Genomic DNA, 15164 nt, shown 5'->3' with positions numbered 1-15164 from the left:
CGGTTGCATCGTTCACTCGAGTCCGTCGAATCGACTGCCGTTTCATCCAAGGTGGAACGTCGCAGACGCCGCCGAGCTTGGCCGGTCCTCAGGCGAAAGCGGCACACCGCGGTCGGCCGAATTAGGGCATTATGGTGGGATGGCCACGTTCAATCAGGACAAGCAGACGGTGTACGGCAACCAGTACATGGGCGACACCGTCAACGTCACCCACGGGGAGCGCAGCCCGATCGACGCCCGGACGGTGGCAAGGGAGTTCGACCGAGCCTTGGATGCGGTGCGGGAGCTGGAGATACCCGCCGACACCCGTGGACGGGTGGCCGCGGAGTTGACCGCGGCCCGCGCAGCGCTGGAAGCCGGCGATGCCGGCGCCGCACGCGGCCGCCTCGCCGGGCTGGTGACGGTGAGCGACTCGGTCGCGAAGATCGTGAACAACGTCGCCAGTGCCGTCGGGATGTTCCTCAATGGGTGACCAGCACGACCGTGACCACGGAGGCTCCGGCCGCGACCGGGCGGGGGGCTCGAACTTCGATCAGCAGGGGCAGCATGTCCACGGCCCCCAGTACAACGCCGATCGGATCAGCATCAGCGAGTCCGTCTTCCCGGACGTCCAGTGCTCGGCGAGTCGGAGTCTCGCGCCCGGCCCGGCCTCCTTGCCTCGGTCGAGTGCGTCGTCGAGGATCTCGGCGGTGCGGGTGAGGTTCTCCAGGCGCCGGAAGCGGCCGATGCGGGAGTCGAGCCAGCCGCCGACGGCCATGATCTCTTGGTGGAGCTGGGTCGAGTCGCCGCCGGTGAGCGTGTACTTGGCGTAGGCGGCGACGAAGGTGTCCTCCAGGTCGTCGGGGCCGACGACGGCGGTGACGCGGTGGAGGTCGACGCGGTCGGAGTCGGCGGCCCGCAGGAGGCGGGCGGACATGTCGACCAGCGGGTGCGAGAGGTGGGCGAGGACCACGTCGTCGCGGCCTTGGGCCACGAGCGGGTCGAAGGTGACCGGGCGCTGGTACGGCGCTTCGCCTTGCGGCACGAACGGGGTGAGCAGGCCGTCGGTAGCGCGCACCCATTCGCCGGTCATGACCGGGACGTCGAACTCGGTCGGCAGGTCGCCTTGCGCGGTCGGGCGGGCTTTGAGCGGCATCTGGTGGGCCAGGTCGAGGGCGGTGTCGACGACGCGGCGGATCCGTTCGGGGTACAGGTGGAGCTCGGCGATGCTGTTCTCGTAGGTCTCGCCGAGGCGTTCTACCTGTTCGGAGACGTTGGCGGCGGCCTTGACGTCGGGCAGTCTCGGCGGGCACGAAGTTGTAGACCTCGGGGCTGTGGCGCTGGCCGTAGCGGTCAATGCGGCCGGCGCGCTGTTCGAGCTTGTTGGGGTTGAACGGGATGTCGTAGTTGACCAGGCGGTGGCAGTGGTTCTGGAGGTCGATGCCCTCGCCGGCGGCGTCGGTGGCGAGCAGGACGCGCAGCCGGTGGTCGGCGGGGTCGGCCTGGAAGGCCAGGCGGATCTGCTCGCGGTCTTCGATGTCCATGCCGCCGTGGAGGAGCGCGACGCGGTCGCCGCCGAAGCCCTGGGAGCCGAGGAGGTCGTGGAGCCAGTGGAGGGTGTCGCGGTACTCGGTGAAGACCACGACGCGGTCGTTCAGCCACTTGCCGTCGGCCTTGCACGTCGCGTTGAGGAAGGCGAGGAGGCTCGCGGCCTTGGTGTCGGGGACGGCGAGATGGTCGGTGGCCCATTTGGGATCTCGGCCAGCAGGGCGTGCTCGGTGGGGTCGAGGCGTTCCTCGTGTCCGGCGGAGCGGCGGCGGCTGTCCTCCTCGAATTCGAAGAGCTGCTCGTCGTCGAGGACGGCGGTCTCGTCGAGGAAGTCGTCGTAGAAGTCGGGGACGGCGTCGCTCTCGGAGGCGGGGGCCTCGGGGGGGCTCCGGCGTAGGTGGCGTAGGTGTTGGCGAAGGCCTGCGGGCTCGACAGGAGCCGCTTCTTGAGCAGCAGCGTCACCAGGTCGGCGGCGGCCCGGCCGCGCCGGCCCCCGCCCTGCGGCGGCGACGGGCGTTGGTGAACTCGCTGAATCGCCTGTGGACCTCGAGTTCGTCGTCGCTGTACTCCAAGCGCAGGTCGCGGACCTGGCGGGCGGGGAACTCAGGCTTGCCGTCCGGGCCGATGATCGAGGACTTGAGGCGCCGGATGACGACCTCCTGCTGCGCGGCGGGCGAGGGTTCGACGCCGCGCGAAGCGGGCCGGATCGAGGATCTCCAGCAGGGCGGTGAACGACTCGGGGTAGCCGTTGTGCGGTGTGGCCGACAGGAACAGCCGGTGGGTGAAGTGCCCGGCCAGCGCCCGCATGGTCCTGGTCTGCTGGGAGTCGACGGCGTAGCGCTGCTTCGGCGCGGCGGGCGCGATGTGGTGGGCCTCGTCGAGGATGAGCAGGTCGAAGTAGGGGCGCGAGCGCTCGTCGGCGCCGCGCAGGAGTTCGCCGAACAGGAGCCGCTCGGCTTTGGGGCCGCGCAGCCAGGGCAGGCTGACGATGGTGTGCCGGTAGACCTCGAAGGGGTTGGCGCCGTTGCCGCGCTCGCGGCGCAGGTCGGTGTAGGTCTGGGCGTTGACGATGGTGAAGCGGAGCCCGAAGAGGTTGAACATCTCGTCGCGCCATTTGGTAGTGAGCCCGGCGGGGCAGACGATCATGACGCGCTTGGCGCGGTGGCGCAGGATGAGTTCGCTCGCGACCAGGCCGGCCTCGACGGTCTTGCCCAGGCCCACGTCGTCGGCGAGGAGCTGGTTGACCCTCGGGGCCGACAGTGAGCGCCACACGGGTTCGAGCTGGTAGAGCTTGATGTCGGCGCCGGAGCGGAACGGTGCCTGGAGCGAGCGGGTGTCGGCGCTGGTGAGCGCCGACCATCGCATGGCGTCGAGGAAGGCCGCGAGCTGCTCGGGCCGGTCGAAGCCGCCCTGCGTGACCTCGGGCAGGCCCGAGGCGGGCAGGAGGCGTCGGCCGGGCTCCAGTTCCCACACCAGCCGCAGCGATTCGCCGAAGGCGTCGTCGGCGAGGCTGTTGAGCTCCACGATGGTGTCCGCACCCGAAGCGTCGACATCGGCGACGATCCACCGCGAGTCCCGCACCTCGACCCGGTCTCCGACCGAGGGAAGTCCCGTGCGGTCGGCGGTTTGCAGTGCGGGCATGGAGGCCTCCGTGGTGGGCGGACGTGAGCAGTGCGGTGCGCCTGGATGACGGGATACGAGGTTACCAATGCTCCCTGTAGCCGATGGGTGTCGCGGTGCCCGGCAGTCGGAGCGCCATTGCTTCTCGGGAATGTGTTCGGCCGGGCTGTGAGAGGCGGCTTCGGCGGCAATTGCGGCCAATCGGGACAAGTCCATCGGGTCGCATCCCGCCTTTGGCCAGATCGCACCTCGGCGAAGGCATGGCGGCGATTCCCGGAATGTGCGAGCCGGGGGCCATCGCGGTCTTCTTCCCTCGAGAATGTCGGATTCTCGACCGATTTCGAGGCACCGTCCATGATCAACTTTCGGGTGGTGGCCTGGAGGTTCACACGAAGCGTGCCGGTGCGGTATCTTCCTGTAGTGACTGGTGGCGAGGTCACCGTCCCACTCTCCGAGCGATCCCCTCTTTCTCCCGCTCTCTCACCCCGAGGAAGACGCAAATGAACCAACGCGAGCTCTCCACCGCCGAACTCCACACGCTCTTCGCGCTCGTGCGCATCGGCGGAGAATCGACCAACCGCGACGTGTACGAGCTGTTCGGTTTCCGCATCGAGAGCAACGTGCGCAACAGCCTCATTGAAAAAGGGCTCATCACCTGCCGCACCGACGTCAAGCCCTACCTCCATGAAGCCACCGACGCCGGCTGGAACGCGGTCCGCTCCCAGTTCGGCGAATCGGCGCCCGAACGCGCCGACCGCGGAACCCGCGTCATGTACGGCCTGCTCAGTGAGATCGCCGCCTACATGGACAAGCACCACGTCGAGATGGTGGACCTGTTCGGCGGCGAATACGTCCCCGCCGGAGGCGCGGAGATCGAGGCGGCCGCCAGAGCGGCCTATGACCAGATCACCGACGCTCCGGGGGCCTGGGTCCAGCTCTACCGCCTGCGGGAGGCGCTGCCCGGCGTACCGCGGGAGGACCTCGACCGGACGCTGGTGGAGATGCACCGGCTTCGGCAGATCAGTCTGGCCCCCGAGACGAACCAAAAGGGACTTCGCGATCATCACCGCGAAGCGGCACTGCACCTGGGCGGGACGGACCACCACATGATCGCGATGGGAGCGGGCCGGTGAGCGCCGACGAGGTCGAAGTGCTCGACTACCTGCGCCCGGACTCTTGGACGAGTTCACCCGGCGCGGCGTGGAGCACCGCGACGCTGCCGCACGTGCCGGCGATCAACGGCCGGGCGGCGCGGGCGATCCTCGACGGGATCGCCGAAGCGGAGCGCAATCCGCATGCGAGCGCACTCGGCCTGGCCGTCACCGGCAGGAAGGGCACCGGCAAGACGCACCTGGTGACGTGGGCTCGTCCCGCGGTCCAAGACCGGGGCGGATACTACTTCCTGGCGGAGTTCACCGACGGCAGAGGCTTCTGGAACAACCTCTCCCACACGCTCCTCAACGGACTCAGGCAGCCGCACACCCAGGACGAGAGCCAGTTGATCCTGCTGCTCAAGCGCCTCGGTTCCCTCGCCGAAGTCGACGAACAGGCGCTCGACCAACTGCTGGACCAGCGCAAGCCCACCAGGGGCTCGCTCAACCGCTTCATCGGCGCGCTCTGGCGCGTCGACCGCGGCCTGACCCCGACCCGGCGGTCCACACTGCGCAGTCTGTTCCTGCTGGCCGCCGACGACATGACGATGGAGTCCGTCGGCGACGCCTATCTACGGTCCTCCGACGAGATGGAGCCCGGGGAGCGGGCCGAATGGGAGATGCACACCGAGACCCGCACCCCCCGCCACATCGTCGAGGACGTGACATGGCTGATCGCCCTCACCGGCCCGAGCCTGTTGGCCGTCGACCAGTTCGACGCGCTCTTTCGCGAGCACTCGCGCGTCACCGGTGACAACGGCCGAGCCGGGCGCCCGGACGGCGACCTGGGCCTGCTCGAAGAGTTCGGGCAGGGCTTCATGGATCTGTACCAGGCCACCCGCCGCACCTTCACACTCATCGCATGCCTGCCGGAGACCTGGACCGACTTTCAGGCGAACATCATCGGCACCGCGGCCGACCGTTTCCGCGACGAGATCCGACTCGGCACCATCCCGACCCCCGAAGCGGGCATGGCCCTGATCGAGCGACACTTCGCGCCCGGATTCGAGACGGCCGGCCACACCCCGCGATACCCGACCTGGCCGATCGGGCGATCGTGCTTCGACCAGGCCATCGACTATTCGCCCCGGGAACTGCTCAAGCGCGTCGGCGACCATATCGACCGCTGCCGCGCGAACGGAGCCGTCACCGAGCTGGAGGCTTTCGACGACGTCGCGGCACCCGTCGATCCGCTGGCGCTCGGAGAGGACACCTCGGAGGTCGAGGCGCTCTACCGGCGGCTGCTGGCCCAGATCGACGTCGGCGAGGTCTTCGCTCAAGACGACGAGGACTATCGGATGCCCTCGCTGCTGGAAGCGGTCGTCAGCGCCAGCGCGATCGAATCGGGAGGACGCGAGCTGGAGTTCAACGCGCCGCCGGAGAACCGACCAGACGTCCACCTGCGTGTGTACTCGGAGGACGAGAGCGGCGCCGAGCAGCGTCGGTGGAGTTTCCGAGCCATCGCCAAGACCCATCACCGGGCCGTGAAGGCCCGCGTCGACAAGTTCACCGACAACTGCGGCCTCGGTCTGGCCGGCAGTCACGCCTTCCTCCTGCGAACCGGCGCATGGCAGACCGGTCCCAAGACCAAGGACTCCATCGAGACGTTCAAGCGCCGCGGCGGCGTCGTGCTCGAGCCGAGCCCGGAGGACCTGCGCGTCTTCGCCGCGATCGAGCAGTTGATGTCCGAACGGCCGCGCGGGATCGAGCATTGGCTCCGGGAGCGCCGACCGATCGGCTCGACATGCCTGGCCGACACGCTCTTCACCGCCGATGACCGGTCCGGCCCGGCCGATCACACCCCCGTCGAGCCGCTCCTCGAAGACGGCCCGTCCGGCGACGTGCCGCCGATGGTCTTCGGGCAGGACTTCGCCACCGGCAGGCCGGTGGGTGTCGAGCTCAAGCAGCTGCGACAGCACCTTTCCGTGTTCGCCGGGTCCGGGTCGGGCAAGACCGTGATGCTCCGCAGGCTCATCGAGGCCTGCGCGCTCAACGGCGTGTCGTCCATCGTCATCGACTCGAACAACGACCTGGCGCGGCTCGGGACGCCGTGGCCGCACCCTCCCGAGGGCTTCAGCACGCGGGACGCGGCCGACGCGGAGCGGTACTTCGCCGAGACCGACGTGGCGGTCTGGACGCCCGGACGCACCGCGGGACGACCGCTGAAGTTCGCACCGCTGCCCGACTTCGGCGCCGTACGCGGCGACCCGGACGATTTCAGGCACACCATCGACGCCGCCGTGGAAATGCTCGCCCCGAGAGCCAAGGTCGGCGGCGAAAGCGCCAAGGACGTGCAGTCGCGGGCAGTGCTTCGCGAAGCGCTGATCTACTACGCCGCAGAGGATCGCAAAGGGCTTCCCGCCCTCCTCGAACTGCTCTCCGAACTGCCGCCCGAGGCGACGACGCTCGCTCGCGGCCACGAGCTCGGCGCGGTCATGTCCGAGAACCTTCGCGCGGCGATCATCAACGACCCCTTGCTGTCCGACGGCGGAACCGAGCTCGATCCCGGGGTGCTCCTTGAGCCCCCGCCCGGGAAGCGGGCCCGGGTCTCCGTCATCAATCTCGCCGGCCTCACCACCACCCAGCAGCGGACGGGCTTCATCAACGAGCTCCAGATGGCGCTGTTCACCTGGATCACCAGGCATCCGTCGCCCGAGCTGGGAGCGGTGCTGGTCATGGACGAGGCGCAGAACTTCGTCCCGAGAGGACTGCGGACCGCCTGCGGCCAGTCAACCAACGCCTTGGCGGCCCAGGCTCGCAAGTACGGCCTCGGCATGGTGTTCGCGACACAGGCGCCGAAGGGCATCGACAACCAGATCGTGGGCAACACCGCCACGCAGTTCTACGGGCGACTGACCGCCGCGGCGCAGATCAACGCCGCGAAGGAGCTGGCCCGGCAGCGCGGCGGCGCGCTGCTCGACATCGCACGACTGAAGACCGCCGAGTTCTATCTGGCGGCCGAAGGCGAGCGGTTCCGCAAGATCAGGACCGCCAACTGCCTGAGCCACCACCCGCCGAGCGCGATGACACCCGAGGAGGTCACCGCGATCGCCGCGGGGACCGCCCCATCGGTTTCGGGAACGGAGTACTGAGCCATGGTGCCGACGGTGCACCGCAATCGCGGACGCGGTGCGGATCATCTGTTCGAAGGCGAGTTCGGCGAGACCTACGTGGGCATCCTGGCGCTCGCCGCGAGGCTCGACGTCTCCGCGCGAAAACCCGACCGACACGGCATCGACCTGCACGTCGCCGGGGTATCGACCGTGCCGTTCGAGCGGGATATCAGCGCGGACCTCCAGGTAAAGACCTTCAGCAAAGATGACGGAGCGGGCGACCGGCTCGTCTACGACGGTCTCACGGTGAAGGGCTACAACCAGCTGGTCCGATACTCGGCCACACCGAAGTACCTGGTGGTGGTCACCATTCCTCAAGTCGCCGAGCCGCTCACCGAACTGTGCTATCCGCGAGGCGTCATGCTGCGGCACTGCGCGTACTACCAGCTCATGAACGGCAAGCCGCAGGCGACGGGGAAGCCCGACAGCCGGGCACGGGTGGCGATCCCACGGAATCAAGTGCTGGACGAGCACGTGTTCCGGGGGCTGCTCGACATCGACCTGACCGCCGACCTCCGGACGCAGGAGGACGCGCGATGACCGACAATCCCAAGATCGCGGGCCTGAGCGCGTACCTCGAGAGCACCGGCTGGGAGCGACGCCCGGTGACCTGGCGCGGCAGCACCGTGTGGCTGCATCGAGACGGGATGGTCGCTTCGGTGCCGCAACAGGTCATGGGCGACTTCGACCTCCGCTACCAGGACGCCGTCGAGGCCATCGCGAAAGCCGAGCAGCGCGACGTCGACGACGTGGCCGAGGCACTGCGTCGGTTCCGGACCGACACGCAGTCCTTCAGGATGGTCCCCGGAGACCTGCCGAGCGGCTTCATCGGACTGACCAGCGCGGTCCGGTCGGTGGATTCGATCGCCAACATCTACCGCTTCGCGGCACGCGCGGTGGTCGAAGGCCCCAACTCGGAGTTCAAGGGGCACGCTCCGACCGAAGTCGTCCACCTGGTCCGGGAGATGCGGCTCGGGCAGCCTTCGGCGGGCAGCTACGTGTTCAACGTGCACGTCCCGCTCCCGGTCGTCCCGCGCCAGGCGCCGCTCGACGGCCTGCCGCCCGAAGCCGACGGCGGACTAGCGCGGCAGGTCCTGCTCCAACTGCACAAGTCCGTGAAACACACCGCGGCCGCGCAGCGGGCCTTTCGGAGCGACGGCGTCGAGGTGCAGGCCACCGAGCTGATCGAGCACGGAGTCTCGGCGGAACTGTGCGACGAGATGGCGAAGCTGTCGCTCGACGAGGGCGCCAGCCCCTTCGACATCGGTTTCGACTGGGCGTACGGTCTCCAGGCCGACGCCCCGGCCGGACCGGTCGAGTTCACCGAAGGCGCGGGCTCGTTCCTCAAGGCGCTCGCGGGCAGGGTCAGGCGCGTCAAGGACGGTGCCCGCGCTCGGCTGACAGGAGAGGTCGTCCAGTTGATCCACGCTGGCCGGGATGAGCCCTGGCTGGCGAAGATCCGAGGGGAACTCCTGCTGCTGTCGGGGCCTTCGGGTCGTTCACACGGCACCACATGGGTCCTGCTCGACGAGCGGCAGTACACGGCGGCGCAGCGCGCGAACCGCAGCCACCTTCGGGTGGAGGCCGAAGGCGTCTTTCAGCTGCAGCGCAATCGTTTCGAGCTGAATGTCCGAAGGGGAAGAGGTTCGTTCAGCATCATCGACTGGTAGTTGTCAAACGACGCGGTCGGCGCGGGCGTAGAGGTTCACCGCCTCGCCTCGCAGGAAGCCGGCGAGCGTCAGGCCGGATTCGTTGGCGAGGTCGACGGCGAGGGACGACGGGGCCGAGACTGCGGCGAGGACCGGGATGCCGGCCATCACCGCTTTCTGGACGAGCTCGAAGGAGGCTCGGCCGGAGACCATGAGGACGGTGTTTCGGAGAGGGAGGAAGTTCTCGCGCAGCGCCCAGCCGATGACCTTGTCGACGGCGTTGTGGCGGCCGACGTCCTCGCGGGAGACGAGGAGTTCGCCGTCGGCGGTAAACAGACCGGCGGCGTGGAGCCCGCCGGTCTTGTCGAACAGGCGCTGGGCGGCGCGGAGCCGCTCGGGCAGCGCGAAGAGGGTGTCGGCCTTGATCCGGACCGGGTCGTCGGCGACGGCCCAGGCGGACTTGGTGCGCACGTTGTCCAAGGAGGTCTTGCCGCAGATCCCGCACGCCGAGGTGGTCGTCGTGGCGCGCCGCGCGGCCGGGGTCGGCGGTGCGACGCCGGGGGCGAGGGCGAGGTCCAGGAGGTTGTAGGTCTGCTCGCCGTGCTCGTCGGTGCCGGCGCAGAAGCGCATCGTGGCGAGCTCGTGGGCCTTGGTGACCACGCCTTCGGAGACGAGGAAGCCCGCGGCGAGGTCGAAGTCGTCGCCGGGGGTGCGCATGGTGACCATCAGCGACTCGCCGCCGACGCGCAGCTCGAGCGGTTCTTCGACGACGAGGGTCTCGACACGGCCGCTGCGGTCGCCGGCGGCGAGCCTGACGACCTTCTGCCTGGTGGTGACACGTCCCATCGTTCTATTGTCCGCTGTCGGGTTCGAAACGCACCACGACGGACTTCGACGTGGGGGTGTTGCTGGTCTCGGCGACCGAGTCGAGCGGGACGAGCACGTTCGTCTCCGGATAGTAGGCGGCCGCCGAACCGCGCGCGGTCGGGTAGTGGACGACCTTGAAGTGCGGCGCGCGCCGGTCGGTGCCCTCCCACTCGCTGACGAGATCGCAGTAGGCGCCGTCGACCAGGCCGAGCTCGGCGGCGTCCTCGGGGTTGACCAGGACGACGCGCCGCCCGTGGTGGATGCCCCGGTAGCGGTCGTCGAGGCCGTAGATCGTGGTGTTGAACTGGTCGTGGCTGCGAAGGGTCTGGAGCAGCAGGCGGCCCGGCCCGGCCTCGGGCGAGGTGACCTCGTTGACGGTGAAGTTGGCCTTGCCGGTGGCGGTGGGGAACGCGCGCCGGTCGCGCGGGGCGTGGGGCAGCGCGAAGCCGCCCGGTTCGCGGGCGCGGAGCCGGTAGTCCTCGAAGCCGGGCACGACGCGCTCGATGCGGTCGCGGACCAGGTCGTAGTCCGCGGTGAAGTCCTTCCACGGGACGTCGTCGTCGGCGCCAAAGACCCGGCGCGCCAGGCCGGCCACGATCGCGACCTCCGAGCGCATCCGCTCGCTCAGGGGCGGCACCTGGCCGCTGGAGGCGTGGACGACGCCCATCGAGTCCTCGACGGTCACGAACTGCTCGCCGCTCGCCTGGACGTCGCGGTCGGTGCGCCCCAGGGCGGGCAGGATGAGCGCGCGGGCGCCGGTGACGACGTGCGAGCGGTTGAGCTTGGTGGAGACGTGCACGGTCAGCCGGCAGCGGCGCATCGCCGCCTCGGTGGCCTCGGTGTCGGGCGTGGCGGAGACGAAGTTGCCGCCCATCGCGAAGAAGACCTTGACGCGGCCGTCACGCATCGCCCGGATCGTGTCCACAGTGTCGTGTCCGGGGTCTCGGGGCGGATCGAATCCGAACTCCTTCCCCAGCTCGTCGAGGAAGCGGTCCGGCATCCGCTCTGAGATGCCCATCGTCCTGTCGCCTTGGACGTTCGAATGCCCGCGCACCGGGCACACCCCGGCGCCCGGCTTGCCGATCATGCCGCGCAGCAGCAGGAGGTTGACGATCTCACGGATCGTCGGCACGGCGTGCTTGTGCTGCGTCAGGCCCATCGCCCAGCACACGACGGTCCGCTCCGAGGCGATCACCATCGCCAGGAGCCGCTCGATCTCCACGGGCGACAGGCCGGTGCGGCGCACCGCTTCGGTCAGCGCCTCATCGTCGTCGCCGTCGGCATGGTGCGCGGCGAGGGCGTCGAAGCCGTGCGTGTACTCCTCGACGAAGTCCCGGTCGATCGCGCCGGCTCGCAGCAGCATCCGGTTGAGGACGCTGAACAGCGCCAGGTCCCCGCCGACGCGGATCTGGAGGAACAGGTCGGTCAGCTCGGTGCCGCGCCCGGCCACGCCGCGCGCGGCCTGCGGGTTCTTGAACCGGCGCATCCCCGCCTCCGGCAGCGGATTGACGGTGACGATCCGGGCCCCGGCCCGCTTGGCCTTCTCGAGGGCGGTGAGCATCCGCGGGTGGTTCGTGCCCGGGTTCTGCCCCGCGACGATGATGAGGTCGGCCGCCCAGACGTCTTCGAGGCTCACGCTGCCCTTGCCGATCCCGATGGTCTCGTTCAGCGCCGCGCCCGAAGACTCGTGGCACATGTTCGAGCAGTCCGGCAGATTGTTCGTGCCGAATCTGCGGGCGAACAGCTGGTACAGGAACGCGGCCTCGTTGCTGGTGCGGCCGGAGGTGTAGAACGCGGCCTCGTTCGGGTCGTCCAAGGCAGCGAGCTCGTCGGCGATGAGGGCGAAGGCCTCGTCCCACTCGACCGGCACGTAGCGCTCGGCGCCTTCGGCCAGGTACATCGGGTGGGTGATGCGGCCCTGCTGCCCGAGCCAGTACCCGGACTTGTCGGCCAGCGAAGGCATGGTGTGCTCGGCGAAGAACTCGGGGCCGACCCGCAGCCGGGTGGCCTCCTCGGCGACGGCCTTGGCGCCGTTCTCGCAGAACTCGGCCGGGTGGCGGTGGTCGGCCTCGGGCCAGGCGCAGCCGGGGCAGTCGAAGCCGCCGGTCTGGTTGATGGTGCGCAGGAGCGGCAGACCGCGTTTGACGCCGGCCTGGGCGCCGACGAACCGGATCGAGTTGACCACGGCCGGCATCCCGACGGCGTGGCGCTTGGGCCCGGAGACCCGCGGCGCGTCCTGGTCCGGGTCGTCGATCGGAGCCTCGGTCATCAGGCCAGTCTAGGGCCCGCCTCCGCGTCGCGGCCGGTGAAGTCCACGCCGAGCCCGCGCAGCGATACGGCGCGGCTGATGTCGCTGGGCGAGACGATGCCGACGAGGTAGCCCTCGCTGAAGACCAGGGCGCGACCGTCGGGGCTCTCGCTCATGCGCCGCAGCAGATCGTTCAGGTGCTCATCGGGGCGTGCGAGCGGGATCTCGTCGGGCGGGCAGGCGACGTCGCGCAACCGGGTGGTGGCGCGCTGTTCGGGTGCGACGGCCTTCATGCGGTTGAGGGTGATGAGGCCCTGGAGCCGGCCGGCCTCGTCGAGCAGTGGGAACGCCGAGTGGCGGCGGAGCATCGCGGTCTGGTGGAGGAACTCCTCGACATTGGCCTCGCCGGGCGCGGTGTCGGGGTCCTGGGTCATGACGTCGCGGACGCGCAGGCCTTCGAGGGCGTCGCCGAGCTGCGCCTGGCGTTCCTCGGCGCTGGCGATGACGACGATGAACAGCCCGAGCAGGACCCACCACAGGCCGGCGCCGTAGCCGAAGAAGAAGCCGAAGACGCCGATGAGGAGCAGGAACAGGCCGAAGGCGCGGCCGACGCGGGCGGACCAGACGGCGGCTTGGGTGCGGTCGCCGCGCAGGTGCCACAGGGCCGCGCGCAGGACGCGGCCGCCGTCGAGCGGGGCGGCGGGGATGAGGTTGAAGACGGCGAGGATGACGTTGACGACGGCGAGGTAGCCGAGGACCGGCGTCCACGGTTCGCCGATGCCGAAGATCCCGGAGAGCCAGGTGAGCGCGGTGAACGCGGCTGCGGTGAGGAGGCTCGCGAGGGGCCCGATGACGGCGATGCGGAAGTCGGCGCCGGGCGTGGGCGCATCGCCCTTCAGTTGGGCGACGCCGCCGAGCAGCCACAGGGTGATGTCGTCGACCTGGACGCCGTGCCGGCGGGCGACGATGGCGTGCGCGATCTCGTGGATCAGCAGGGAGAGCATGAACAGGGCGGCGGCGAGGACGCCTGCCCCGATGTAGACGAGCGCGCTGTGGCCCGGGTAGGCGGCGCCCATGCCGCTCGACACGATGAGGACGAGCAGCACCACCACGCCGAGGACGCTCCAGTGCAGCCCGACCCGGATTCCGGCGATCTGTCCCAGTCTCAGTGTCGCTTTCACGTTCTGGGCATACCCGTGCGACTCGGGCCTAATCCCGCCGTAGCCTGCGGGGTTGCGCTTGCCGGTACGCTTTGCGGGGCTCCACAGCGGAAGGCGGTGGCGTGGAAGAGCGACAGGATGAGCCGGAGGCGCCGCAGGGGCGGCTGCACGGCCACATGTTCCGGATCCTCGCGGTCCTGACGGTGGTCGTGGCGCTCGTGGCGATCTGGCTGCTGAGTCCGGTGATGTTCTCCGACGACGAGTCGTCGGCGAATTGGCCGTGGGCCGAGGAGCCCACAGTGGTCTTCTCCGACGACGGGGAGCCGTCGAGTGAGGCCGCGAGCTCGGTGGAGGACGCCGCGAGCAGTGCCGAGCCCTCGATGGAGACCTCGATGGCCCAGCCGGAGACGGCGCAGGTCGAGTCCGACGAGCCGGCGCCGAGCAGCAAGGCGCCCGAAGAGTCGGCCCGGGAGGACGAGCCGGCGGAGCCGTCGTGCTCGGCGACGCTGCGGCTCGAGGACGAATGGAGAGACTATGTCCAGGTCTCGGTGGTCGTGGTGAACACCGGCGAGGAGGTCCTCTCAGGGTGGGAGGTGACGATCGCGATCGACGGCGTTGACGTCCACAACAGCTGGGGCATGCGCCATACCGACGGCGACCGGTACCGCAACGACGACTGGAACGGCGCGCTCGACCCGGGCGAGGACGCGGTCGCGACGTTCCAGGCCGAGGGTGACGAGGACGATCTGCCTGACTCCGTGCCGTGCACGGCCTTCGCTTAGGTCGTCCTCGGTACGGCGTCGGTCTGATGAACTGCTGACCTGCTGACCTACTGGCCTCGGGGGACGGCCCTAGACCTCCGTTTCGGTGCGCCCGGGGAGCCCGGAAACGGAATTTGTGGGGTTGGCGGGAACAGAGTTGATTGCGGTTGCTCTGCACCAAGGGCATCAGCGACGACCAGGTAGGAGTCGGTGAGGGTGTGCCGTCGTGGTCTAGTTCGTTCGGCTTACCTCCGCGAGGGCGGCCGTGTGTTGTCCGGTTTCTCTTGCGAGGCAACGCTCCTCGTGGTTCCGGGCGGCGGAAACGTGAGGGTTTTCCCACCCTAATGGGTGATGACAGAGCGTCTGTGACCTGGGAGAATAGAGGTATAGCACGAACCGGCGGAAACAGCAGGTTCGTACGAGACCTCAATGACCGAGGGAGGTGTCAGATGGCCAAAGCGAGCACGAAGCCCAGCAAGACCGAGCGGGCGCAGGCGATCCACACCAACCTTGACGAAGCTGCGGCCATGATCAACCAGGCCCACGCCAAAGTGCTCGCCGATGTCATCGAGGCGAAAGCGTGGAACATCCACCGCGACTGCGACGGCTTCTCGGCCCTCCGGGAGTGGCTGGTCACCACGTTCGACTTCCACCTCCGCGTCGCCGCCGACCTCGCCGCCATCGCCCGCACCGCCGGGAAGTTCACCGTCCTCGCCGAGACCGCCACCTCCGCTGCCGCGCGCATCGACCGGGTCGCCGCAGCCGTACGCCGCCTGGACGCCACCAAGGCCCTCCGCGTCTACGCCCGCACCCCCTACCGAGAGCCGGTCCCCTCCCCCTTCGACGCCGACACGCTCTGCCCGACGCCGGAGCATTTGATCGCGCAGTACTGCATCCACGCCACCGTCAAGGATGTCCACGCCCAGCTCGACGAGCTCCAGGCCGCGCTCGACTCGGGTGAGGAGCTGTTGGACGGGCTCGGGCAGCAGTCGTTGCAACGGCTCGACTTGGTGGAGACCGAGAACGGCATGTTCGTCCTCTCCGGGCTCTTGTCGGCCGACACCGGGA

12 protein-coding genes and 1 pseudogene are annotated in these 15164 nt (G+C 69.2%); 7 read left to right on the top strand and 6 right to left on the bottom strand.

All coding sequences use genetic code 11. From position 1 onward, the window contains the following. Nucleotides 1-139 precede the first annotated feature (139 nt). Entirely contained in the window at nucleotides 140-472 is a 333-nt protein-coding gene (locus ACYVK3_RS13045; protein WP_460497763.1) for a hypothetical protein, read from the top strand. Between the two features lie 60 nt (nucleotides 473-532). On the opposite strand, the gene ACYVK3_RS13040 is transcribed toward ACYVK3_RS13045, so the two are convergent. The 3 genes and pseudogenes from ACYVK3_RS13040 to ACYVK3_RS13030 all read right to left on the bottom strand — a co-directional run bounded on the left by ACYVK3_RS13040 (nucleotide 533) and on the right by ACYVK3_RS13030 (nucleotide 3168). Continuing rightward, nucleotides 533-1336 carry a hypothetical protein gene (locus tag ACYVK3_RS13040; RefSeq protein WP_460497762.1) on the bottom strand — a complete coding sequence of 268 codons (804 nt, stop codon included), beginning with the start codon at nucleotides 1334-1336 and terminating at the stop codon, nucleotides 533-535. A 46-nt stretch (nucleotides 1337-1382) separates the two neighbouring features. Next, nucleotides 1383-1622, bottom strand: a pseudogene (locus ACYVK3_RS13035) (helicase-related protein); the annotation flags it as partial. 508 nt (nucleotides 1623-2130) lie between these two features. Continuing rightward, on the bottom strand, nucleotides 2131-3168 hold the full coding sequence (locus ACYVK3_RS13030; protein WP_460497761.1) for an SNF2-related protein: 1038 nt from the start codon (nucleotides 3166-3168) through the stop codon (nucleotides 2131-2133). Between the two features lie 479 nt (nucleotides 3169-3647). Between ACYVK3_RS13030 and ACYVK3_RS13025 the strand changes: the two genes are divergently transcribed. Genes ACYVK3_RS13025 through ACYVK3_RS13010 form a run of 4 tightly spaced genes read left to right on the top strand, consistent with a single transcriptional unit; the run spans nucleotide 3648 to nucleotide 9081 of the window. Further along, on the top strand, nucleotides 3648-4280 hold the full coding sequence (locus ACYVK3_RS13025) for a hypothetical protein (RefSeq protein WP_460497760.1): 633 nt from the start codon (nucleotides 3648-3650) through the stop codon (nucleotides 4278-4280). After that, entirely contained in the window at nucleotides 4277-7390 is a 3114-nt protein-coding gene (locus tag ACYVK3_RS13020; RefSeq protein ID WP_460497759.1) for a helicase HerA domain-containing protein, read from the top strand. The genes ACYVK3_RS13025 and ACYVK3_RS13020 overlap by 4 nt, the downstream gene beginning before the upstream one ends. A gap of 15 nt (nucleotides 7391-7405) precedes the next feature. Next, nucleotides 7406-7951: a DUF4365 domain-containing protein gene (locus tag ACYVK3_RS13015; protein ID WP_460497758.1), complete on the top strand. Its 546-nt coding sequence runs from the start codon at nucleotides 7406-7408 to the stop codon at nucleotides 7949-7951. Next, nucleotides 7948-9081, top strand: a complete 1134-nt coding sequence (locus tag ACYVK3_RS13010; RefSeq protein ID WP_460497757.1) for a hypothetical protein — start codon at nucleotides 7948-7950, stop codon at nucleotides 9079-9081. Before ACYVK3_RS13015 ends, ACYVK3_RS13010 begins: the two co-directional genes overlap by 4 nt. 3 nt (nucleotides 9082-9084) lie before the next feature. On the opposite strand, the gene fdhD is transcribed toward ACYVK3_RS13010, so the two are convergent. The 3 genes from fdhD to ACYVK3_RS12995 are packed head-to-tail and all read right to left on the bottom strand — an operon-like array spanning nucleotide 9085 to nucleotide 13356. After that, nucleotides 9085-9906, bottom strand: a complete 822-nt coding sequence (gene fdhD, locus ACYVK3_RS13005; protein WP_460497756.1) for a formate dehydrogenase accessory sulfurtransferase FdhD — start codon at nucleotides 9904-9906, stop codon at nucleotides 9085-9087. Nucleotides 9907-9910: 4 nt separating this feature from the next. After that, nucleotides 9911-12196: an FdhF/YdeP family oxidoreductase gene (locus ACYVK3_RS13000; RefSeq protein WP_460497755.1), complete on the bottom strand. Its 2286-nt coding sequence runs from the start codon at nucleotides 12194-12196 to the stop codon at nucleotides 9911-9913. After that, nucleotides 12196-13356, bottom strand: a complete 1161-nt coding sequence (locus ACYVK3_RS12995; RefSeq protein WP_460497754.1) for a site-2 protease family protein — start codon at nucleotides 13354-13356, stop codon at nucleotides 12196-12198. The genes ACYVK3_RS13000 and ACYVK3_RS12995 overlap by 1 nt, the downstream gene beginning before the upstream one ends. A gap of 101 nt (nucleotides 13357-13457) precedes the next feature. Here ACYVK3_RS12995 and ACYVK3_RS12990 point away from each other — a divergent pair, with 101 nt between their 5' ends. Then, a complete protein-coding gene (locus ACYVK3_RS12990; protein ID WP_460497753.1) occupies nucleotides 13458-14117 on the top strand; it encodes a cellulose binding domain-containing protein in 660 nt (219 codons plus the stop codon). Nucleotides 14118-14545: 428 nt separating this feature from the next. Beyond that, a partial coding sequence (locus ACYVK3_RS12985) for a hypothetical protein (protein WP_460497752.1) occupies nucleotides 14546-15164 on the top strand: 619 nt, incomplete at its 3' end.

This window comes from Glycomyces tarimensis, assembly GCF_054776215.1.
The sequence above is the reverse complement of the archived record's forward strand: the minus strand, read 5'-3'. Positions and strand labels throughout refer to the sequence as shown.